Annotated in this window: 19 protein-coding genes; 6 read left to right on the top strand and 13 right to left on the bottom strand. The window is 56.6% G+C overall.

The genetic code is table 11. The annotated features are described in order from the left end of the window. Window positions 1-79 precede the first annotated feature (79 nt). Window positions 80-466: a hypothetical protein gene (locus GSQ62_RS03510; RefSeq protein WP_161888223.1), complete on the bottom strand. Its 387-nt coding sequence runs from the start codon at window positions 464-466 to the stop codon at window positions 80-82. Window positions 467-912: 446 nt separating this feature from the next. On the opposite strand from GSQ62_RS03510, the gene GSQ62_RS03515 reads away from it, so the two are divergent. Next, entirely contained in the window at window positions 913-2376 is a 1464-nt protein-coding gene (locus GSQ62_RS03515) for a M14 family metallopeptidase (RefSeq protein WP_237586952.1), read from the top strand. 126 nt (window positions 2377-2502) lie between these two features. Then, window positions 2503-3735, top strand: coding sequence for a nucleoside recognition domain-containing protein (locus GSQ62_RS03520; RefSeq protein WP_161888225.1), 1233 nt, complete (start codon window positions 2503-2505; stop codon window positions 3733-3735). Between the two features lie 126 nt (window positions 3736-3861). On the opposite strand, the gene GSQ62_RS03525 is transcribed toward GSQ62_RS03520, so the two are convergent. The 8 genes from GSQ62_RS03525 to GSQ62_RS03560 all read right to left on the bottom strand — a co-directional run bounded on the left by GSQ62_RS03525 (window position 3862) and on the right by GSQ62_RS03560 (window position 11314). After that, window positions 3862-5061 carry a C40 family peptidase gene (locus tag GSQ62_RS03525; RefSeq protein ID WP_161888226.1) on the bottom strand — a complete coding sequence of 400 codons (1200 nt, stop codon included), beginning with the start codon at window positions 5059-5061 and terminating at the stop codon, window positions 3862-3864. A gap of 172 nt (window positions 5062-5233) precedes the next feature. Then, window positions 5234-6493, bottom strand: a complete 1260-nt coding sequence (locus GSQ62_RS03530; RefSeq protein ID WP_161888227.1) for a DUF819 family protein — start codon at window positions 6491-6493, stop codon at window positions 5234-5236. Between the two features lie 79 nt (window positions 6494-6572). Beyond that, complete coding sequence (locus GSQ62_RS03535) at window positions 6573-6881, bottom strand: PLP-dependent aminotransferase family protein (RefSeq protein ID WP_161888228.1); 309 nt, start codon at window positions 6879-6881, stop codon at window positions 6573-6575. A gap of 26 nt (window positions 6882-6907) precedes the next feature. After that, complete coding sequence (locus tag GSQ62_RS03540; RefSeq protein WP_161888229.1) at window positions 6908-7873, bottom strand: N-acetylmuramoyl-L-alanine amidase; 966 nt, start codon at window positions 7871-7873, stop codon at window positions 6908-6910. A 433-nt stretch (window positions 7874-8306) separates the two neighbouring features. Further along, window positions 8307-9824 carry a calcineurin-like phosphoesterase C-terminal domain-containing protein gene (locus GSQ62_RS03545; protein WP_161888230.1) on the bottom strand — a complete coding sequence of 506 codons (1518 nt, stop codon included), beginning with the start codon at window positions 9822-9824 and terminating at the stop codon, window positions 8307-8309. A gap of 404 nt (window positions 9825-10228) precedes the next feature. Further along, window positions 10229-10639: a cation diffusion facilitator family transporter gene (locus GSQ62_RS03550; RefSeq protein WP_161888231.1), complete on the bottom strand. Its 411-nt coding sequence runs from the start codon at window positions 10637-10639 to the stop codon at window positions 10229-10231. Then, window positions 10636-11133 carry a hypothetical protein gene (locus GSQ62_RS03555; RefSeq protein ID WP_161888232.1) on the bottom strand — a complete coding sequence of 166 codons (498 nt, stop codon included), beginning with the start codon at window positions 11131-11133 and terminating at the stop codon, window positions 10636-10638. The genes GSQ62_RS03550 and GSQ62_RS03555 overlap by 4 nt, the downstream gene beginning before the upstream one ends. Further along, complete coding sequence (locus GSQ62_RS03560; RefSeq protein ID WP_161888233.1) at window positions 11117-11314, bottom strand: hypothetical protein; 198 nt, start codon at window positions 11312-11314, stop codon at window positions 11117-11119. Before GSQ62_RS03560 ends, GSQ62_RS03555 begins: the two co-directional genes overlap by 17 nt. Before the next feature lie 340 nt (window positions 11315-11654). On the opposite strand from GSQ62_RS03560, the gene GSQ62_RS03565 reads away from it, so the two are divergent. Next, complete coding sequence (locus tag GSQ62_RS03565; RefSeq protein ID WP_161888234.1) at window positions 11655-11945, top strand: hypothetical protein; 291 nt, start codon at window positions 11655-11657, stop codon at window positions 11943-11945. 80 nt (window positions 11946-12025) lie between these two features. Here the strand turns inward: GSQ62_RS03565 and GSQ62_RS03570 are convergent, their stop codons facing one another. Then, a complete protein-coding gene (locus GSQ62_RS03570) occupies window positions 12026-12913 on the bottom strand; it encodes a 3-keto-disaccharide hydrolase (protein WP_161888235.1) in 888 nt (295 codons plus the stop codon). Window positions 12914-13094: 181 nt separating this feature from the next. On the opposite strand from GSQ62_RS03570, the gene GSQ62_RS03575 reads away from it, so the two are divergent. Together GSQ62_RS03575 and GSQ62_RS03580 are read left to right on the top strand one after the other, a co-directional pair. Then, window positions 13095-13958, top strand: coding sequence for an AraC family transcriptional regulator (locus GSQ62_RS03575; protein ID WP_161888236.1), 864 nt, complete (start codon window positions 13095-13097; stop codon window positions 13956-13958). Between the two features lie 272 nt (window positions 13959-14230). Then, window positions 14231-15124 carry a Rieske 2Fe-2S domain-containing protein gene (locus GSQ62_RS03580; RefSeq protein ID WP_161888237.1) on the top strand — a complete coding sequence of 298 codons (894 nt, stop codon included), beginning with the start codon at window positions 14231-14233 and terminating at the stop codon, window positions 15122-15124. A gap of 157 nt (window positions 15125-15281) precedes the next feature. Here GSQ62_RS03580 and GSQ62_RS03585 read toward each other — a convergent pair whose 3' ends face one another. Both GSQ62_RS03585 and rnk read right to left on the bottom strand, forming a co-directional pair. Further along, complete coding sequence (locus GSQ62_RS03585; RefSeq protein WP_161888238.1) at window positions 15282-16304, bottom strand: rod shape-determining protein; 1023 nt, start codon at window positions 16302-16304, stop codon at window positions 15282-15284. An 84-nt stretch (window positions 16305-16388) separates the two neighbouring features. Then, window positions 16389-16793, bottom strand: a complete 405-nt coding sequence (gene rnk / locus GSQ62_RS03590) for a nucleoside diphosphate kinase regulator (RefSeq protein ID WP_161888239.1) — start codon at window positions 16791-16793, stop codon at window positions 16389-16391. A 773-nt stretch (window positions 16794-17566) separates the two neighbouring features. Here rnk and gdhA point away from each other — a divergent pair. Further along, entirely contained in the window at window positions 17567-18907 is a 1341-nt protein-coding gene (gdhA, locus tag GSQ62_RS03595; protein ID WP_161888240.1) for an NADP-specific glutamate dehydrogenase, read from the top strand. Window positions 18908-19134: 227 nt separating this feature from the next. Here the strand turns inward: gdhA and thrA are convergent, their stop codons facing one another. Further along, window positions 19135-21537 (bottom strand): bifunctional aspartate kinase/homoserine dehydrogenase I, encoded by a 2403-nt coding sequence (gene thrA / locus GSQ62_RS03600; protein ID WP_161888241.1) that lies wholly within the window; start codon window positions 21535-21537, stop codon window positions 19135-19137. Window positions 21538-21725 lie beyond the last annotated feature (188 nt).

Here is a 21725-nt window from a genome sequence, read left to right on the forward strand (position 1 = left end):
GTATTTTATAGCCTTCAAACGCGCCCCGCTTTCGGTGGCCGAAGTGGGGGTTTACAGCGCGATTGGCCTATATAGCCGCCTAACCCTGCTCGTTTGCAAGCTTGGAGATGAGCCGGTCAAGCGTTTCCTTGCTGTAGCCGATCTGGTGCGTATATTCCAGGCACAGGTTGTACTCCCTTTCTTCTACCTCGCCATCCTGCAGCACCATCATCACCAGTGTCTGCAGTTCCAGCATTTTCTGCATCCCGTCCTCCGGAATAACAAATGAGAGAGACGCCAGGTTGTCCGTAATCGGCAGTGTGTCTTCCTCCGACAGATTCAGCTGTTCGCCGATCGTCAGCAGAAAGTCGCTCTCCGCCTCGTCTATATACCGGTCGGCTATCGCCACCAGAACCAGGTTCTGGAAATAGGCAATCTTCTTTTCTTTGGTGTCTAAAAATGTATCTATCAGTGTGGTGGTTACCATAAACAGTTTATTTTAGGTCAAATTTATATGCCTTACAACTTTATGCCGGGCGATAACCCGCAGCGCAGGAAGGCTTCTGCGCCATGCTGCTTCATCCCCTACAAAGCAACAGAATGTGCTGTTCTGACAAAGTAGCCACCTCTATAACGGCGGCGGAGCCGAAGCATGTATACGAAGCCCATGATATCTCAGGCTTTGCCGCCGGATAATTTAAGTCATCAATACCCTTTACCTGAGCTGCACCCGGAGTTTGCGCCCTTCGCGTCCTGAAAGGCAATCAAGGTTCATGCACACAGCTCCAGGCTTTAAGAGCCAGGGTGGGATTCTCGCCCATAAAAAGTGGCCCCGCTCCTGCATTACCATGGGCGACTTTCATAAATTGCCGTACAAACAGCCGAATAAAACGTGGCCACATGCAGAAAAGCAACCTTCTCATACTCCTCCTCATGACACTTCTTCTAGTGCAGTGCAAAACTAAAACAGCGCACCGCCCTGCCCCTATCCCTGACGTAGCGCAACAAGCGTTCCAGAAGCACCCCGCCTACAAAGAGCCCGCTATAGAGCACCGCCGCTTCAAGCACGAAAACATTGTGCCGCTCCTGGAGGATCTCAAAGAGGATTCGCTGTTCGATGTGCGGGTTGTCGGGCAATCGGTGGAAGGGCGGGACATCTACTTGGTGAAAGCCGGAACCGGAAAAACCAAGGTGATGCTCTGGTCGCAGATGCACGGCGATGAGCCGACGGCCACCATGGCACTTTTTGACCTGATTAACTTCCTGCAGCACCCCGGCGAGTTGGACTCCGTCCGCAACCAGATACTGGAGAAAACCACACTATATATGGTGCCGATGCTGAACCCGGACGGCGCGGAAAAATTCAGGCGCCGGAACGCGCTTGACATCGACCTGAACCGCGACGCGCTGCGCCTGCAGTCGCCGGAGGCCTGCCTGCTCAAAAGCCTGCGCGACAGCCTGGACCCTGACTTCGGGTTTAACCTGCACGACCAGAGCCGCTACTATGCCGCGGGCAACACCCCAAAACCGGCCACCATCTCGTTTCTGGCCCCGGCTTTTGACCACGAGCAGACGGTGAACAAGGTGCGCAGGCGGGCCATGCAAACCATCGTGGGCATGAACAAACAGCTGCAGCAACTGATTCCGGGGCAGGTGGCCAAGTATTCGGATGCCCACGAGCCCCGGGCCTTCGGCGACAACATCCAGAAATGGGGAACAAGCGTGATTCTGATAGAGGCAGGCGGCTATAAAGGCGACCCGGAGAAACAGCACATCCGGCGGCTCATGTTTGCCACAATCGTGTCGGCGCTGCACCTGATTGCGGAGAAAAGCTATAGAGACTATGAGTTGGAGGATTATCACGCCATTCCCGAAAACGAACGCAACCTGTACGATGTGGTGGTGCGGAACGTGCGCTACAAAGACCATGACCGGGATGTGCTGCTGGACGTCGGGATTATGATGGATGAAATCCGCGCATCCAACGAACAAGGGTTCTATTACCGCAGCAGCGTGCAGGAAAAAGGCGACATGCAGGAGGCCTTTGGCTACGAGGAGGTAAACGGCGAGGGCCTGACACTGGTGCCGGGCAAGGTATATGGCGAGGCTTTTAAAAGCGTGGGGGCCCTGACACCCGAGCGTGCGCGGGAGCTGCTGGCGGAGGGCTACACCACCGTGCGGGTCAGCCAGCTCTCCCCCGCCAATGTCAACACCCTGGAGCTGCCGCTTAACGTGACCACCCTCACCCGCAACGTGGACCATGAGCTTAACCTCTACAGCGATGCCAATTTTGTGCTGCGGGACGCCGGGGGACAAGTGCGGTACGCCATCGTGAACGGGTTTATATATGACATGGCACGGGAAAAACCGGAGCTTTTGCATGGGCTGGTGATGTAGGGTGTCGCCTCCTGCGCAGCAGAACCGAAACCCGGTGGCGGGAGCGGCCAAATGCTGCGCCGGCGTTTTTTTATGACAGCCGCCTTTGTATCTTACAGGCTCATTCCATATACCAACCTTTTTTGCATGGTTTTAAATTACCTGTGGGCTGGCTTTTTCCTGATCGCGTTCTGCATCGCCCTGTTTCAGCTCGTCTTTTTCGGAAACATCGAGATTTTTCAGAAACTCGTCGCCAGCACGTTCGAGAACGCCAAGCTCGGCTTCGAGATCTCGCTCGGCCTGACCGGCGTGATGACGCTCTGGCTGGGCCTGATGAAGGTGGGCGAACGCGGCGGCATCGTCGCTATCTTCGCGCGGCTGGTGGGGCCGTTTTTCAACCGCCTCTTCCCGGAGATACCCAAAAACCACCCAGTGTTCGGCTCCATCCTCATGAACTTTTCGGCCAACATGCTGGGCCTCGACAACGCCGCCACGCCCCTTGGGCTAAAGGCCATGAAGGAGATGCACGAGCTGAACCCCGACAAAGACTCCGCTTCCAACGCACAGATCATGTTCCTGGTGCTCAACACCTCGGGCCTCACCATCATCCCCATCAGCATTATGGTGTTCCGGGCACAATTGGGGGCCGCCGACCCCTCCGATATCTTCATCCCCATCCTGCTGGCCACCTTTTTCTCCACCATGACCGGGCTCGTAGCCGTATCTATTTACCAGCGCATCAACCTGCTCAATCCGGTGATTGTGGCTTACCTGGGTACCCTGCTGCTGCTCATCGGCGCCCTGATCTATTATTTCAGCACCATTACGCAGGAGGAGATTGGGGTTATCTCGACTGTGGCCAGCAATGTTATCCTGTTCTCCATCATCATTTCATTTATTGCACTGGCGCTGATCAGGAAGGTGAATGTGTACGAGGCATTTATTGAGGGGGCGAAGGAAGGATTTTCCGTGGCCATCTCCATCATTCCGTATCTGGTGGCTATTCTGGTGGCCATCGGCGTGTTCCGGGCTTCCGGTGCGCTCGAGATGCTGGTGGACGGCCTGGGATACCTGATTGGGCTGATGGGAATAAATACGGACTTTGTACCGGCCCTGCCGGTTGCCTTTATGAAACCACTGAGCGGCAGCGGCGCCCGTGGCATGATGGTGGAAGCCATGACCACCTACGGCGTAGACTCCTTTGTCGGGAAACTGGCTGCTACCATCCAGGGCTCCACCGAAACCACGTTCTATATCCTGGCAGTATACTTCGGCTCCGTCGGCATACGCAAAACGCGGTACGCGCTGGCATGCGGCCTGCTGGCGGACCTCGCCGGGGTGATTGCCGCTATCTTTATCGCCTACCTCTTCTTCCATTAAATGAGACACAAGAAGTAAGACGTGAGACACATAACACCTATTAAAAGCTGAAGCGTTGTTCGAATGTGAATATGCTATCCTGTATTGAGCGTTTACCCTCTTATTCTTGCTTGCTATATATAAAAACTACTCATACAGCGCCGCGGTGCGCAGGTCCAGCAGGGCGTCCTGGGGCCGGATGCGTTTGGCGCGCAGAAAACGCTCCCGCTCGGATGCGTCGTAATTCGCCGCAGCGGGGTTCATGCTGCTGATGCGCACACGGCCGGAGGCATGGATAAACTCCATGTCGCCGCCAATCCACATGCCCACATGCACCACCCGCTCCGGCTTCCCTTCTGTGGCAGGCACCCCGAAAAACAGCAGGTCGCCGGGGCGCAGTTGCTCCCAGCCAGTTGAAGTATCCACCAGTTCACCTATATGGATTTGCTGCGAGGCGTCGCGCGGCAGCACCAGCCCGTTCATGAAATAGATGGTCTTGGTGAAGCCGCTGCAATCCACTCCTTTAAACGAGGTGCCGCCCCACAGGTAAGGCACCCCCAGCAGGCGCCGGCTTGCCTGCACCAGATTCTCCGCTGTCGGCTGCCGTTTGGCCAGCCAATCCTCATATATAACGCTGCTTCCGGTTGGTATATAGCCGGAGCGCCCATCCGGGAAGACTACTTCGAAAAAATCCTGCTGTTGGCCTTTCAGCACCAGCACGTCGCCATATACCAGGTCCGAAACGGTGGCTCCCCCGGCATCGGCTGCGGCATAGGCAAAGCCATAGGGCTCGGTGTACAGCACCTTCGGCTGCTCCTGCCAGTCGTTAAAACCTGCTTCATCGAATAGTGAGATTCCGCCCGCGTCTACCCAGGCCAGGTAGGCATCGGGCGTCTGCACCAGGTACCAGCTTCCGTCCTTTTTCCAGACTTTCAGGGGGGTGCCGAGCGTGGCCTGCGTGGCCAGTTCCGCCGCGTGCCTGGGCTGCGTGCGCAGGTTAGCCACCGATATGGTAACGAGAGCCCGGTTCCTGCTGGCCAGATCAGGCGCAGGCAGCACCTGGATGCTGTCCTGAAACGGGATGTTCGCCGCCTGCAGCCGGTCCAGCAGCGCTTCTTTGGCCTCCGGCAGGTTGGTTTCCCCGGCAAGCACATGGCCGTGCGCCTCCACCTGAAACAGTGCGGTGCGCTTGTCAGGGGCATATTGCTGGCGAACGGCGTCTAAGTGGGGCTGGAGCATCATGTCGTCTGGAGATGTTGGTAAGGTGGTTCGCCCGGCGGTGCAGGACATCAGCAGGGCCAGCAGCAAGAAGGGGAATTTCTGCACGAGAGTCGGGAGCCTGATCATATGGCGTTATATATGGCGTTGGGTTCAGCTTGTATAAGGTTCTGATTCTGTTCGAAGTTCCTTCTTGTCCTACCTCGGCTAACTCAATTGAACTTACCTATATCCATTTTGATGCCTTGTGCATGTATTTCATATATATAAACAGGTACAGCCTGTAGTCCAATCCTGCCGCCTACGGCGCCACCATCTGCATCAGCAGGGCGCTGATATAGCCTGCGTAGGTGCCGATGGCGTAGCCGAAAATAGCCAGCAGCACCCCAACCGGCGCCAGGGCCGGATGAAATGCCGCCGCCACAATCGGCGCGGATGCCGCCCCGCCCACATTGGCCTGGCTGCCCACCGCCAGAAAGAAAAAAGGCGCTTTGATAAGCTTGGCTACGATGAGCAACAGCAGCATGTGCAGCATGATCCAGATAAAGCCCACCAGAAACAGGCCCGGGTTGCTGAAAATTGCCGTCACATCCATCTGCATCCCGATGGTGGCCACCATGATATATAAAAACAGGCTGCCGATGCGCGAGGCGCCCGCACCCTCCAACTGGCGCGCCTGGGTAAAGGACAGCAGAATGCCGAAGGAAGTGGCCAGCACCACCAGCCAGAAAAAGCCCGACGTCAGGCTGAACTGCTCGAGGTAGGGCGCATGCGTGCTGACCCAGGGCGCAATAATATCAGCCAGGAAGTGTGCCGCCCCCGTCACGCCCAGCCCCACGCCCACAATCTGCACGGTATCGGTCAGAGTTGGAATGCGCATGATGCCCAGCCGGTAGGCCTCCACTTTCTCCTTTAGATCATTCACCGCGGTGTTATCAGCCTTGAAATATTTGTCTATCCTGTCTGATTTGCCGGCACCGTACAGCAGCACCGCCATCCAGATATTGGCCACGATCACGTCCACTGCTATCACGGCCGAGAAAAGGTCGGGGTTGGGCTGGAAAACCTCGTACATGGCCAGTTGGTTGGCGCCGCCGCCAATCCAGCTTCCGGCGATGGTGCTCAGGCCCCGCCACACGGCATCGCCCCCCTCGCCGCCTACAATCTCCGGCGCAAAAGAAGACACAATCAGGATGGCCAGCGGCCCGCCCAGCAAGATCCCGATGGTTCCGGTGATAAACATCAACCCCGCTTTGTGGCGCAGCTTCCATATCTCTTTCAGGTCGAGGCTGATGGTGAACAGCACCAAACTGGCGGGAAGCAGGTAGCGCGAGGCCATCTGGTACAGCCCGGACTGCTCGCCGGAGATGACGCCCAGGGAGTTGAGCAGGCTGGGCAGGAGGTAGCACAGGAGCAGCGAGGGCACCACGGCATAAAATTTCCGGAAGAAGGGGCGCTTGCTGGAGGCGGTCTTGAAAATCAGGGCCAGGATAAGGACCAGGATGCCCAGTACAACGGCATCGTTCGTGATGAGAGGGGTGTGTTCAGCGGCTTGCTGCATAGTGTAACGGTATATATAAAATCAAAACGAATGATAAGTGGCTATATATGGATTCGACCGGCGAGAGACGATCTCCAGGCTACACAGGTGCGCAGCTGTTTACCAGGTCCAGGAGGCGGTGCAGGTCTTCGGGGGAGTGCAGGCTGATCAGGACAATGCGCGTAACGGGCTCATTGGCGGGCGTCGGGTACCGGAAGCTGGAAATCAACACCCGCTGCTCCTGCAAGTACGCGCACAGCGCATGCTGAGACGTGCTGAACACCGGGAAATGCCAGCAACTGCGGAACAGCTCCGGCCTGACGAGCCCTTGCTTAAAGCAGGCGATGCTCCGGAACAGCCGTTGCCGGGCCTCTTCATATATAGCCTGGCTGTGGAGGAAGGCGTACATATTAGGACGAGTTTGGCAGCCTTCATCTACAGGTATTTTTTATAGAGGTTGAACAGCACAATTTTATCAGGCTCCGTCAGCACCGCGGTGGTGTCTGTCTGAATGAAGTGCAGCTTAAACGCCCGGATGGCGGCCCCCATGTCCTGCGTATCGTACCCGATGATGCGGAGCGCCTCCTTCGGGTCGAAATGCTCCGGGTAAAACCGCGGCTCCTCCGCCGTGGCGCTGTCAGCGATGGGTATATGGCCTGGTGCGGCGGTGCTGTCTGGGGCAAAAGCTGTCGTGGGCGAAATGGAAGCGGCAGTGCCTCGTGCAGAATCAGCGGTATAGGCTATATAGTCCTCCAGCACGCCCTCGTCGTACCACAGCCCGTAGCCCTCCTCCGCCAGCCGCTTCCAGGGGAAATACGCGCTCGGGTCCACTTTGCGGACGGGCGCGATGTCGGAGTGGCCGATGAAGTTGGCCGCCGGGATTTTGTAGGTTTCCTTCAGCGACGCCAGCACCTGCAGCAGGCTGTTGATCTGCGCCTCCGCGAAAGGCTCGGCGCCATTGTTGTCCAGTTCGATGCCGATGGAGGAGGAATTCAGGTCGGTATCATTCCCCCACTTGCCGGTGCCGGCGTGCCAGGCGCGCATATAGTCGTGCAGCATGTGGTACACCTTGCCGTCTTTCCCGATGACGTAGTGGGCGCTTACCTGGGTTTCTGGTCTGGTGAAGGTCTGTAGGGTCTGGCCGGTGGAGTCCTGCTCAGTGTGGTGGATGATGACGAGGTTGGGCCGCCGCATGCTGAAATTTGTAGTGCCCGCCCAGTAATTGCCCTGCGGTGTTGCCTGCTGCCCGGGGGTAGGTGTGGGATAGGTCTGTAGTTCTTGGGCATAGGCTTTCATCTGCTTCCGGTGCAGCCTGTTGGTGGCCGCATAGGGGTTGGGGCTGCACGAAGCCGCCACACCTGCCAGCAGCAGAAAAAACACTTTGCGGCCATTATATCTCATGGAGGGAAGTCTCATCAAACGAATGTAACAATATGTTCGCATTCCCGCAACCGGAGGGCAGCGCTGCTGACTGGCTTCCTGCTGCGGTCTGGGCAGTTCCCTCCGGAAGGATACCGGCAGAGGTGCCGCCCGCTCTCCCGATATCTGTAGGTATAGGCGCACCGTGTCATTCCGCGCGGCCCAGGCCATATATACCCGTACAGCAGCCCCGGCTATATATACCCGTACAGCAGCCCCGGCTATATATACCCGTACAGCAGCCCCGGCTATATATGGGGCGGCTGTAGGTAGCCTGACGCGCTGGCTATATGGCCGCGCCGGGGTAAGGGAGCATAAACATCGCTGGCTTTGAAACAGGAAGTTACCGGCTTTCCCGTATGGCAGGACAGCCCGAATGCCGCTTTCCCTTACATCACGGTGATTAATATATAACCTACAGGCGGCTGAGTTCTTTTCTGTCCACCTCCTCTTTGTATATGTTGTTGAACCGGTCAGTGACCTGCACCGTGACACGCTCGGCAGCGTCCGACAGCCTGGCGAAGAACATATGGTCGGTGAGTTGTGGCTCCACCCACTTGTGCTTGGCAGGCTTGGCCGCTCCCTGATGCAACTCCACCGAAAGGGGGTCGAGGGCCGCGCCGCGCTGCATCTCTCCCATGCGCCGTCCGTCCTCAAACCACTCCACCTTCCAGGCAGGGTCCCAGTTCCACACGTTCACGGCCATGTGCTCGGGCCTTTCTTTCACGGCGCCCACCGGGTAGAGGCGCATCTGGTGCGTTCTGTCGTGCCCCACCGACTTATGATACCACTGCAGGTCGCCGCCGTTCACCTCATATACCCCATAGCCGCCCGGCGTGCCGTCGAAGCAGATGGGGCCCGTCCACCAGGCGCCGCATACGGTGCCGTGTACGTGCTCTATCCTGTTGTCGCCCGCCACAAGTTTCTCGTTGAAGTGCGTGTGCCCCGACATGATATGGGCCTTGTATGGCTCCAGCAGGCGATAAAGCTCCTCTCTGTTAGACACCACGCCGCCCATCGGCTCCTCTGCCTGTTCACGCTCATGCTGCTTGGTGTAGGCCGGTATATGCAGCGACACAACCACGGTGCTGCCGGGCTTCACATGCGCCAGGTCCTGCTCCAGCCACGCCAGTTGCCGCTCCGTCAGGTAGCCAATGTACTTCTTGGACTGCCCGACGAAGAACACATCGTCCAGCACCACGTAATGCACCTCGCCCCTGTTAAAGGAATAATAGGTCGGCCCGAAAAGCTTTTTGAATGTCTGGCCCGACAAGTCGTCGGTGCGCACTTCCACGTCCATGTCGTGGTTGCCGAGCACCTGGAAGAACGGGATGCCCGTAGTGGCGACCGCCTGCTGGTAGTCTTCGAAGAGCTCAAACTTGTCCCATACCAGGTCCCCGCAGCCTATGCCATGAAACAGGGCCCCATCGCCGTAGCTGCCGACCAGCTGCTTTGTGTCCGGGGCGGAGACGGTTTTCAAAAGTTGGGCGTCCTCCTCCGAGATTATCTGCGGGTCGGCCCACACCACGAAATTATGCCTGGTGTCGTCCTGCGCCAGTTTGCTGAGCTCAAAATCAGCCCTGAATTTACCGCGTGCCGGGGCTATGCTTTGGTAGAACCGGGCAATGCCGTTTTCATTTTCGAAGGCATAGCCGCGCGGCACGGAGATATAGACAAACTCCGCCGTGGCATTGCTTTCCAGCGCATAACTGCCTTTGGCGTCTGTCAGCGTCACGTTCATGCCGTCGGTTACGGCAACGCCCGGAACGCCTCTGCCCTGCGACAGCACTTTCCCGCTGAGGCGTACGGCAGAAACGCCTCCGGCTTTTGCCGCCGCTTCAGGGGCCGCCTGCAGGTCATTTACACTGAAGGTGAAGCCGGCCAGGCCAGCCAGGCCCAGCGATTTCAGGAAAGTTCTTCTTTTCTGTGACATATGGATAACGGATGTATGATTGCTGCTTTCCGGTTATGGCATGCAAGGCGCATTAAGAAGCCTGCACGGCTATAATACAAATTTTATCGCAAAATGCAGCCTACTGCTCCCACCACACTTTGGTATTGATGTCGCCATCGCCCATATGTCACACGCAGCTTGCCTGGGCTCCATCGCCCGTAGTGAATTTATAAGTGTGCCTGTTGCTATAGAGACTAAAACAGGCAACTGCTACAGCAGCAGCTCAGCAGGAAAGAGACGCCGGTATGACATTTATATTCATGTATAATGCCCTTTGGAATATTCCTACGACGCTGCAAAGCACATTTCACCAGCTACAGCCGTGTGTTGCGGCCCGACCCGTACTTGTTTCTGCCCGGTCAGACTTTCTCCTTCTGAGGCAACTATTTAACGGGCATGATGATGAACTCCTGTATCCGCCAGTCCAGCTTTTGCACCTCGCGCGAGGCATCTTCTATGAGCTGCGTCAGGTTCTCCTCCTGCGCCGGGACAACGAAGCCCTCCCCCAGGTAGAGGTGCCCGTTCTCGCGCATGAGCAGGGCGAAGCCGCTGATCCAGGCATGGCTGCAGAGCATCTTCTTTATCTCCTCCAGCAGCGGGTCCGTCTCCTGGTTGTTCACGGCCTTGGGCACCTGGTCCATCACATCAAAGGCTGCCTGCCGCAGGTTGGTGTAGCCGTCGTGTACGATGTCCAGTGATATGACAAGCGCGGCTACGGCATCTGCCCACCACCAGCCGATGCCGAGCACGCCGAAAACGGCCGCGGCGGCAGTCATCCAGTCGGCCTTGTTCATCTTGGCATCCGTATAGAGGTTCTTCTCGTGGAGTTTGGTGGCGAGCTGGAGCTTTTTGCGCCCAAGGACAATCGCCGGGAAAGTGCCCACAGCAGCGCCGCGATCATCAGGTAGCCCAGCCATATCTGCTGCACGAAAACGACCACCGTCCCGATGGTGGCATGCTCTGCGCTGACAAGGGACATGGCGGAGTCGAACACCAGGAAAGCGCCGACGGAGAAAAGCGCCAGCGCGCTGCACAGGTAGGCAATGCTCACGACCCTGTGGTAGCCCTGTTCGGGGGCTTGTGGAAAACCCCGGAGGCAATCAGAGACGAAACGGACGGGGTAAGGCTGAGGATGTCTTCGAACCAGGCGGTCTTCATGGCCTGTGATCAGGTGCATGGCAAGGGCGGTCGAGATCAGGTAGGCGATGGGAAGCCACTCCAGGCTCCTGGCTTTCTCAAATTCCGGCTGGAGCTCCCTCGGGTACTCGAAGTCATTCAGTTCCTTCATGCGTTATCTGGTCTGCAAGCTGCTGCTCTCTTTTGTAGAGGAATTCTTCCAGGCGCACGATGAATGCGTTCCCGCCCCGCATGGCCGCCATCACGTATTTCTTCTTCCCCTGCTTCACGTAGGGCCTGGTCAGGGCCACCCGCTTTTTCCAGGGAGTGCCGTTGGTGATGCCTGCCACCACAAGGTGGATGGGCGTGCAAGCACCCGGCGTGCTCCCCTGGCCGACAGTGCTGCCTCACGCAGCATCACAGGGTTTTCGCGCCTGGGCTGCCGACGCATCCGTTTTTAAGGCTTATCGCGTACCTTTCCTGTCTTTGTTTCAAATGGCGGCACACCGGAGCTGCTCTCTTAATTGGGCCATATATCTGCTGTAGCCCCCTGCTACTCTGCCGGCAGCAGTTTCAGCCTTACCTCGCAGATTAATACTGATTTAAAATTCAGTGTTTTTCTATAAATGTTCCTGAAATCGAAATAATTATCTTCCCTGAAATTGCTTTTGGTAAGAAACACCGGACTTATATATGGCAGACAGGATTACGCAAACTCTGGAGGAGTTCGAGACCCTGGTGAGAGATGGCAAAACAGCGACTTTCTGGGTGGCCGTTCGCAAGGATGGGCTCTGGTTTGAGGTCCCCGAGAAAGAGCTGAATCAGAAGGTGCCCCTGGCGGCGGACATGTTCGACTCGCTTGCCACGTTTTTTTATGGGGTAAGTAGAATCGAGTACAACTCTCACGACTACGACAACCTGAAAAGCTTCATCAACGCGCGGGCAATGCTAGACAGATTGCTGAATAATAAGGAAGCGAGATAAGGCAGCACCGGGCAAGCTGCCCACTCTTGCTCGGTGCTGCCCCATTACTGCATCATCGCCCCCTATCCAATCACTTCCTATCAGTTGAAATAAGCAGTGTATTTGCCCGGCAGCGCCTCCAGGCTTTTGATTCTGATGTCTTTGTAATACACTTCGGCAGCCTCGCTCTGCAGCTGCAACCTTCCTTTCGTGAGGGGTTTGGACTCTCCGTTTTCTACGTAGCGGGAGTTCCGGAGCACCATCACGACTTGCCCGTTCACAATGTGGAGGCTCTTGTCTTCAAAACATATCAGCTCTATCTCTGTCCACTCCCCGTCCGGGCTTTCGTGGTCCGCGCTGCGCAGGCAGAAACCGCTGAGGTCTGTGCCCGCGCCAAGCGGCAGGAACGGCTGCCGGGTGCTGGCCACCGTGTTCATATCCCCTTCCGGTATATAGGCGCGCACATCCATGGCTGAGTTGGCAATTGTCCAGTAGTCGCCCATATGCCCCTCCATTATCTGGAACTCCTGCGAGAGCATCCATGCCCGCCAGTAGTCCACCCCGCTCTCCCCGATGGAGTGGTACAGCACGCCGGAGTCCTTTAGCTTGTCCATCCGCGGCACCCACTTCTTGTCGCCCCACCGCACCTTCAGCTTCAGGTGGTAATTCTCAAACTCCTGCTTCGTGAAGACGCAGCCATATACCTCGCCGCTGACTTTCAGCACCGGCTCGCCGTTCTCCTGTACCATAGAGAAAACTCCGGCCGTATCCCGGTTATACCCGATGGGTTTAATCAGACTTCCGTCCTCGTTTTTGGGCAAATCCCCGTTATAGCTATTCTGGTGGCGGTAGCTCAGGTACACCTCCCACTGCGACATCTCGCCGTCAAGCAGGGGCACCCACTCCTCTTTCGTCAAAAAGGAACTCAGGCTATACCAGGCAAAGGCGCAGGCCGCCAGGGCCGCCAAAACTTTAAATGCGTTTTTCATATATGAGTATGGTTGTGTTTAAGCACCGGGAGGGCCTGCCTCTGCAAGCCGCGACACCCGCTCTCTTTCTTCAGAATTCAGGCGGGGGAGTCATGCAAAAGTAGCGTGGCGGTTGGGCGGGCGCGTTGTAAATATCTATTGATCTGTGGTAGATGCACCCTGTACTTTGTACTTTCATGTGATGAAGCGCTATATACAGTACGAACCCTTCAATATATACCTGTTCGACACGGATGCCTGGCAGCACCCCGTACACAGGCACAGCTACTTCGAGATTATCTTTATCAGGAGCGGGTGCGGCCTGCACGTCATTAACGGCAGCGTCCTGCTGTACACGGCGGGCGACGTGTTCCTGCTAGGCCCCGAAGACTACCACTATTTCGAGATCCGGGAGCACACCACTTTCTGCTATATCCGCTTCACGGAGGTATATATAAAAGAGCCAGCCATGCCCCGGGTGCCGGAGTGGCAGCGCACCATCGAGTTTATCCTGAGCTCGCCCTACCAGCGCAACGGCACCATCGTGACGGAGGCCGGCGAGAAAGAGCAGCTCGACCGGCTGCTTACCGTGCTGCTGTATGAGTACGGCAACCGGCAGGGGAACTCAAATGAGATCATCATGAACGGCTTGATGAAGGCAATGCTCGGCATACTGGCCCGGAACATGGTGCGCCAGAACCTGGATGAAAAAGCGAAAACAAAGCGATCGAGGCTGGTGGAGGATATCATGCTCTATATAGGCCAGCACATTTTTGAACCCGACGCCCTGCGCAAAGAACGGCTGGTGGAGCGGTTTCACCTTTCACTTAACTACCTGGGCATTTACTTCAAGAAAGAGACCGGCGAAACGTTGCAGCACTATATACAGCGCTACAGGCTGAAGATGATAGAAAGCCGCCTGCTGACAAGTGAGATGAGCATCTCTCAGATCACCCACGAATTCGGCTTTACCGACGGAAGCCACCTGAACAAGCTGTTCAAGAAGCACTACGGCGTCTCGCCCGGCGAGTACAGAGCAAGGCAGGCTGCGGGCAAGGCTACCTAAGCCCGGCTGCAAGGTTCGCTTCTTCGATTCTCAAAGCCAGGCTTGGCTATATCCCTGCTTGAGGAAACAAGTGGAGCGTTTCCGGGAGACGGGGCTGGATTGTGTTAGGGCCGTTGGTGCTCCTCGCCTGCCCTGCGAAACCCGCCGCACGTTAACGCGTTGAGAACTGCAGGGGCAGTGGTGCCCTCCGGCAGCTTTTCAACAATGTCTTCTTGCTGAAACACATGCCTTATTTACCTGCTTAATCATCATGCCAACAATAAGGAAAGAAAATGGACCAGAACACAACAATTGACCGCATTGCGCAGCAAAGCTGGCTTGGGGAGGCTGCCGATGCCATACGCCCCGCCGTTTTAGAGGCATTTGAGGCGGGCGGCGAGGCAGGCCGTGAAATCAAGAACTTCCTGCACGGGACCTGGCTCGGCCACCCGCTGCACCCGGTTATCACGGATATCCCGATTGGAGCCTGGACAACTGCCGCCGTGCTGGACGGCCTGGAGTTGCTTGGGGAGGAAAAGTACGCCCCTGGTGCGGATGCCGCCGTCAGCGTTGGGCTCGCAGGGGCCATGGGTGCGGCGGTCACCGGCCTCACCGACTGGTCCGGAACGACCGGTGTACGAAGTAAAATAGGCTTGATGCACGCGTTGCTGAACGTGGGCGCCACTGCGCTTTACGCCACCTCGCTGGTTTTGCGCAGGCGCAAGGCTACCCGCGGAACGGCCATCGGCCTCTCGATGCTCGGCTACGGTGTGGTCAGCGCCTCCGCGTACCTTGGGGGGCACCTGGTATATGGCAAACAGGTTGGGGTGGACCATACCGCCACAGCCGACACGTACCCGAAAGAATTTGTGGCGGTGTTGCCGGAGAATGAGTTGGCCGAGAACACGATGCGCCGCGTAGAAGCGGGTGAAGTGCCGGTATTGCTGGCCCGTAAGAATGGGGAGATTTTTGCCATAGCGCATACCTGTTCCCATCTGGGCGGGCCACTCTCCGAAGGCAGGCTGCTGGACGACGGCAGCGTGCAATGCCCCTGGCACGGCTCCGTTTTCTCTTTAAAAGACGGCAGTGTTCAGAGCGGTCCGGCTACTGAGCCGCAACCCAGTTTTGACGTGCGGGTAAATGCCGGACAGATCGAGGTAAGGCTGCACAAACCGGAGGGCAGGTAAAAACCCTGGAAATACTGCCTTAGCTTCCTGTTGCGCGTCAGGGCGCTTTGGCTGGAAGTGCGCCCTGCATGTATGCTATATATAGGCCATGTATAGGTGTTAGCCGGAGAGAGCGCCCGAACGTGCAGCGGCTCCCCCCGCAAACCAGAGCCAGCGGTCAGCGCATCAGGAACCTGAAGTGCCCGATGTTCTTCAGTGCAATGCCGGTGCCCCGCACCACCGCCCGAAGCGGGTCCTCCACCACATGAGTCGGAAGCTTGGTTTTGGAGGCAATTCTTCTGTCAAGGCCCCGAAGCAGTGCGCCGCCGCCGGTGAGGTATATGCCTTCCTGGTGGATGTCTGCCGAGAGCTCCGGAGGCGTGATCTCGAGCGTCTTCAGGATGGCATCCTCTATCTTGGCGAGCGATCTGTCCAGGCAGTGCGCCACCTCGGTGTAAGACACCTTCACCTGCTTGGGAAGCCCGGTCATCAGGTCGCGGCCCCTGATGGAGAAATCAGCTGGCGGATCCCTCAGTTCCGGCAAAGCAGCGCCCACCTCCATTTTTATTCTCTCAGCGGTCTGCTGACCTATCAGGATGTTGTGCTTCCGGCGCATATAGTGTACAATCTCCGCGTCGAAGCTGTCGCCCGCCACCCGGATGGACTGGTCGCAGACAATGCCGCTCAGGGCTATCACGGCGATCTCGGTGGTGCCGCCGCCAATGTCGATGATCATATGCCCGGTGGGCTCCTGCACGTCCAGGCCAATGCCCACGGCAGCGGCCACGGGCTCGTGTATCAGGTACACCTCCTTGGCACCGGCTATCACCGCTGAGTCGCGGATGGCCCGCTTCTCCACTTCCGTGATGCCGGAAGGAACGCAGACCACCATCCTGTAAGAGGGCGCAATGCGTCTTTTGCCGTTGTCGAAGAGTTGGAGCATGCCTTTGATCATATGCTCGGCAGCGTAGAAGTCAGCAATCACCCCGTCTTTCAGGGGCCGCACGATCCGGATGTTCTCATGCGTCTTCCCTTCCATCTGCATGGCTTTCCGGCCAACAGCCAGCACTTTCCCTGATCTCCTGTCGAAGGCCACGATCGAGGGTTCGTCTACAACAATTCTGTCTTCGTGAATGACAAGGAAGTTCGCCGTACCCAAGTCTATCGCGATTCCCTGCGTAAAGAAATTAAAGATGCCCATTTATCGGTGTTAGAATATGATACTTTGTCCCTGCCTCTTACTTAAGCAGACAGCATTTTGGCACGACCAGAAGCGGGACCGGGTTTAGAGATACTGGTCGCCTGCCGCCTCCGGCTGGTAGATGATCTCCTCCACCTTGTACTTCACCGTGCCTTGCGGCGCAGGCCACTCTACTTCGTCGCCTACCCGGCAGCCCAGCACAGCCGTGGCGACAGGCGCCAGGATAGAAACCTTGCGGTTTGCCAAATCCGCGTCTTTGGGGTATACGATGGTAATCTCCATCACAGCAGAAGTTTTCAGATCCTTCAGCTTCACCAGCGAATTCATCGTGACCACATCCACAGGAATCTCCTCTGAAGGCACCACGCGCGCGCGCTTCAATTCCCTGCTGAGCCCTTCCACAGCCTGTGGACCGCTTATCTCACGCTGCGCCAGCACCAGACTGTGCAGCCGCTGGTAATCTCTCTGTGTTAAATAAATCGTGTTCATCTTCTTCAATGTATGTTTAATTAATCATTTTTCAAGGTGTTACCCTTCCAAAGTGTCATACGCACCCTGACCACTCTCTATACAGCATAGATTGGAAAGTACCGGCTGTTGTTTCGTTTCTGTAGATGGCGGATAACTCTGAGCGGTGCCCTGCCTGGCAGCTATATATAAAACGGGCAGCAGGAATAGCAAAAAGTCGGAGCGGTTGGGCACCATGTAGCGCGCGCCCTCAGCTTGATACCGGTGAAAGCCGGAGAAGCAAACCTTTGGCTCCAGTCTTACCGGATGTAGTCCTTTGGGGAAGTATAAAAATAAAGCCGGTAACCGTTCAGCACATCACTTAACGTGACGTGATGCGACGCTGCCACAAAGCCACTGAGCGGCTTTGGAAGAGAGCTTCGATATTTGAGTTTGGGCAGCACGGTTTTTTTAAAAGTATTCCAAAGTAAAGCATTGCCCGGCGCAAAAGCAACACAGCCAGTAAGGATTGTGACGGCTGACACAGATTCAATCACTGATTGTTATCCAAATTGGCGCCGCGCTGCCACAGCGGCAGGAAAGCAGCCCGGGCGGTAATCCGGACGGCAGGATCAAAGGGCAGCTTTCGGCACTCAACAACGCTTCAGCAAACATTTTTGCTACATAAGGAGCTAAAATTTAAGAATTACAGATTCTGCTTCGTAAATTTCAGCGTTTTTAGTAGGCGAAACGACGTTTCGTTTATAAATTCGTTTTTTTCAACCCGGATTTTAAATAATTCATAACTGCATTATATGAATAGACAAGTAAAAGAGTTTCTGGAAAAGGTAGAGTTGAGAAATTCCAATGAACCGGAGTTCCTGCAATCGGTGCAGGAGGTGGCGGAAACCATCATACCTTTTTTAGAGCAGGCACCGAGATACAAAAAGGCGAAAATACTGGAGCGCATGGTGGAACCGGAGCGTGTGATTATGTTCCGGGTACCCTGGCTGGACGATGCCGGTGAAGTACAGGTGAACAGAGGGTTCCGCGTTCAGATGAACAGCGCCATCGGCCCCTACAAGGGCGGTCTTCGCTTCCACCCCTCCGTCAACCTGAGCATCCTCAAGTTCCTGGCGTTTGAGCAGGTGCTCAAGAACAGCCTGACCGGCCTGCCGATGGGCGGCGGCAAGGGAGGCTCCGACTTCGACCCCAAGGGAAAATCAGACAACGAGATCATGAAGTTCTGCCAGAGTTTCATGACGGAGCTATACCGCCACGTGGGTGCCGATATAGACGTGCCTGCCGGCGACATCGGCGTTGGCGGAAGGGAAGTCGGCTACCTGTTCGGGCAATATAAGCGCATCAAGGGCGAGTTTACAGGGGTGCTGACCGGCAAAGGCCCGGGTTGGGGCGGAAGCGTGATACGCCCGGAGGCCACCGGCTACGGGGTGGTGTATTTTGCGGAAGACATGCTGGAAACCCGCGGGGAAACCATGAAAGGGAAGACGGTGCTCATTTCAGGCTCAGGCAACGTTGCCCAATACACCGTGGAGCGGTGCCTGCAGGCAGGCGCGAAGGTGGTGACGATGTCTGACTCCGAAGGATTCATATATGACCCGGAGGGCATTGATGAAGCGAAACTGGCGTACGTGATGGATTTGAAGAACGAGCAGCGCGGACGAATTAGGGAATATACCAAGAAATTCGGCGGCGAGTTTTTTGAGGGCGAGCGACCCTGGAAAATCAAGTGCGATGTCGCATTCCCCAACGCCACCCAAAACGAACTGAACGAGGAGGATGCCCGCCTTCTGGTGAAAAACGGATGCTTCTGTGTGGCGGAAGGCGCAAACATGCCTTGTACGCCGGAAGCCATCCACGTCTTCACAGAAGCCAAAATTCTATATGCGCCCGGCAAGGCCTCAAACGCTGGCGGTGTGGCAGTGTCCGGCCTCGAAATGTCTCAGAACTCCCTGCGCATTTCCTGGACCAGAGAAGAAGTGAACAGCAGGCTCTGGCAAATCATGAAGGACATCCACCGCATTTGCGTGAAATACGGAAAAGAGGAAGACGGCTATATCAACTACGAAAAAGGAGCGAACATTGGGGGCTTCGTGAAAGTAGCCGAGGCCATGATTGCCCAGGGAATCGTTTAAATAGACAGCGAATATACAGCAGCAAAAAGCGCCTGCGGATGAATATTCCGCAGGCGCTTTTTGCCTTAGCCCGAGTTTGCGGCTCTATATAAGTCAATTCGTTTCCTGCAGGTGTTCCCCTCTCCCCCTGCTCATCTTATTGGGACAGAAATGTAGCCTATATAGCAGGTTCAATGTCCTACTATATAGCCACGGTGGCAGAATACAAAACGGGGAAAGGCAACTCCTCAGTACTGCTCACCCATCCGCAGCAGGTCTGAGTAAACGCCCCTTGCCGTGACCTCGGCTCCTGCACCGGCCCCCTGGATGATGATGGGCTGAGCGCCGTAACTCTCGGTATATAGCTCGAAGATAGAGTCGGCGTTCCTGATGTTGCCCAGAGGAGAGTTTTTGCTTGCCTTCACCAGCGAGACCGTCAGTTTGTTTTTGCCCACTTCCAGGTCACCGACGTAGCGCAGCACCTCGTCCTCCCCGAGCCGGCTCTTGATCTGCCCAAAGTAATCGTCCAGCGCATCTTTCCTGGCATATAGCTCCGCATAGTCCTTTGCGTCGGAGACGCTTTCCGGCACCAGGTTCTCGACCGAGACATCGTCCAATTCAGACTGCAGGCCAACCTCTCTGGCGAGGATGATCAGCTTCCGGGCCACGTCCATGCCGCTCAAATCCTCTCGCGGGTCCGGCTCGGTCAGGCCCAGTTCCCTGGCCTCCGACAGTATGGCCGAGAAAGGCTTGTCCTGTATAGAGAAGTTGTTGAACATATAACTCAGCGAGCCGCTGAACACGCCCCGTATCCTTTCTATCCTGTCGGAGGAGTTGTGCAGGTGCTTGATGGTGTCGATGAGCGGCAACCCCGCGCCGACATTGGTTTCGTAGTAAAAAAGCTTGCCCCTGCGCTTCAGGAGGTTCCGCAGGTTCTGGTAAAACTCGTAGGAGATTGAATTGGCTTTCTTGTTGGACGCCACGATGTCGAACCCGCTGCTCACCAGCACCGGATACTGCTCCGCGAGCTCCTGGGAGGAGGTATTGTCCGCCACCACGATGTTCTCGAGCCCCGACTCCCGCAGGTGGTCGATGATGTCGCCCAGGTTGCGCTGTTCGCTGCTTTCCGCCAGTTCTTCCCGCCAGTTGCTGTTCAGGCCATCCTCCCTGAAAATCATCCGCATGGTGTCAGCCACCCCCACGATGTTGATTTTCAGGTTTCTGCGCCGCACAACCTCCTCTCCCGTTTCCATGATTTGGTCCAGCAGCCTGCCCCCGACGTTGCCCTTGCCGAAGGCAAACAGGTTGATGGTCTTGATGGCTCCGAACACCTGGTTGTGTACCACGTTCACGGCCTTCTTCAGCGACTTGTTCTCAATCACCAGCGATATATGCTCTCCGTTGATGCTGTTGCTGATCAGGTGCATCCACACCTTGTTTCTCCTCAGGCCCTGTATGGCCTTCTCCAGGGCATAGTTGTGGCGGCCCACGATGGCGATGATGGCCATATCGCTGTTTACCCGGATATGGGAGATGGCCCCGTCCTGCAATTCTGCGCTGAACTCTGCGCTCAGCGCCTGCTCTGCCGCCGCCGCATCCTCTTTGTTGACCACAAACCCTATCCCCCGTTCGGAGGATGCCTGCGAGATGAGCCGCACGCTGATATTCCTGCGACCCAGGGCGTTGAAGATGCGGGCGTCAATCCCCACCTTCCCCAGCAGGCCGCGGCCCTCTATGCTCACCAGCGACACATCCTCGACGGTAGACACAGCTTTGATTCCTTTTCCGGCTCCCTCCCCGTCAATCAGCGTGCCCTGGCGGCCGGGGGCGAAGCTGCTGTATATCTTCAGGGGTATGCCGCTTTCCACCAGCGGCAGAATCGTCTTGGCGTGCAGCACGTTCGCGCCGAAGTTTGCCAGTTCGTTGGCCTCCCGGTAGCTCAGGTGGGGGATCCGCTGCGCGCTCTTCACATATTTCGGGCTGGCCGTGTAGACACCTTCCACGTCTGTCCAGTTCTGCACTTCCGATGCCCTGATGAAACTGGCGATCAGGGTGGCTGTGTAGTTGCTCCCGTTGCGCCCAAGGGTCACGGTTCTGCCTTCCGGGTCGGAGGCTATAAAACCGGTGATGACGGGTATCTGGCGTGGGCCCAGTCTATTGAAAAATGCCTGGGTGCTGCGCTTTGAGCGGGGAAAATCGACGCTTGTTTCACCTGTGCCGGCGTGGGTGTATATTAAGGCCCGCGCATCCACGAACACGGCCTCCAGTCCCTCTCTTCTCAAAAGGGCGGCCACCGTGCGGGCGCTGATCACTTCTCCATAGGCGAGAATCCTGTCCCTGGCCCTGTCGCTCTGCAAACCGATTAACTGAAGCGCCTGCAGTACCTCCCCCACCTCCCGGAGGTGAGCATCCATATCCGACTCCAGCCCCTGCACGTGCTGCAAAGCCATAAAGTGCTCCAGCCCCTCTCTAAAATCCTTCCCTCCCACTGCCCTGTGGTAGAGGTCCAGCAGCAGGTCGGTGCTTTGGCCCCTGGCAGACACGACCACGGCGATGGCCTCTGTGCCAGCCTCTTCTTTGATGATGTCAATGGCTCTCTCAAGCGGCCCGCCATTGCTCAGGGACTTGCCCCCAAATTTCAGAACTTTCATTCGTTATCCAGTTTCTTGATGCTGTTGCCCGTCCTGCTGGCCCAAAAGCGCCTGCAGCCATAGCAACCAAGGCAAATTTCCATTGTTTTCCCGGTAAAGCAAGGAGAAAACTCGTTAAATAAGCCGACTGCTACCGGCAGGCAGACTTCACAGCGTGGCGCCTTTTAGAAACAGAGCATGGGCGGCGG

Source organism: Pontibacter russatus (assembly GCF_009931655.1).
In the GTDB taxonomy this organism is placed as follows: Bacteria; Bacteroidota; Bacteroidia; order Cytophagales; family Hymenobacteraceae; genus Pontibacter; species Pontibacter russatus.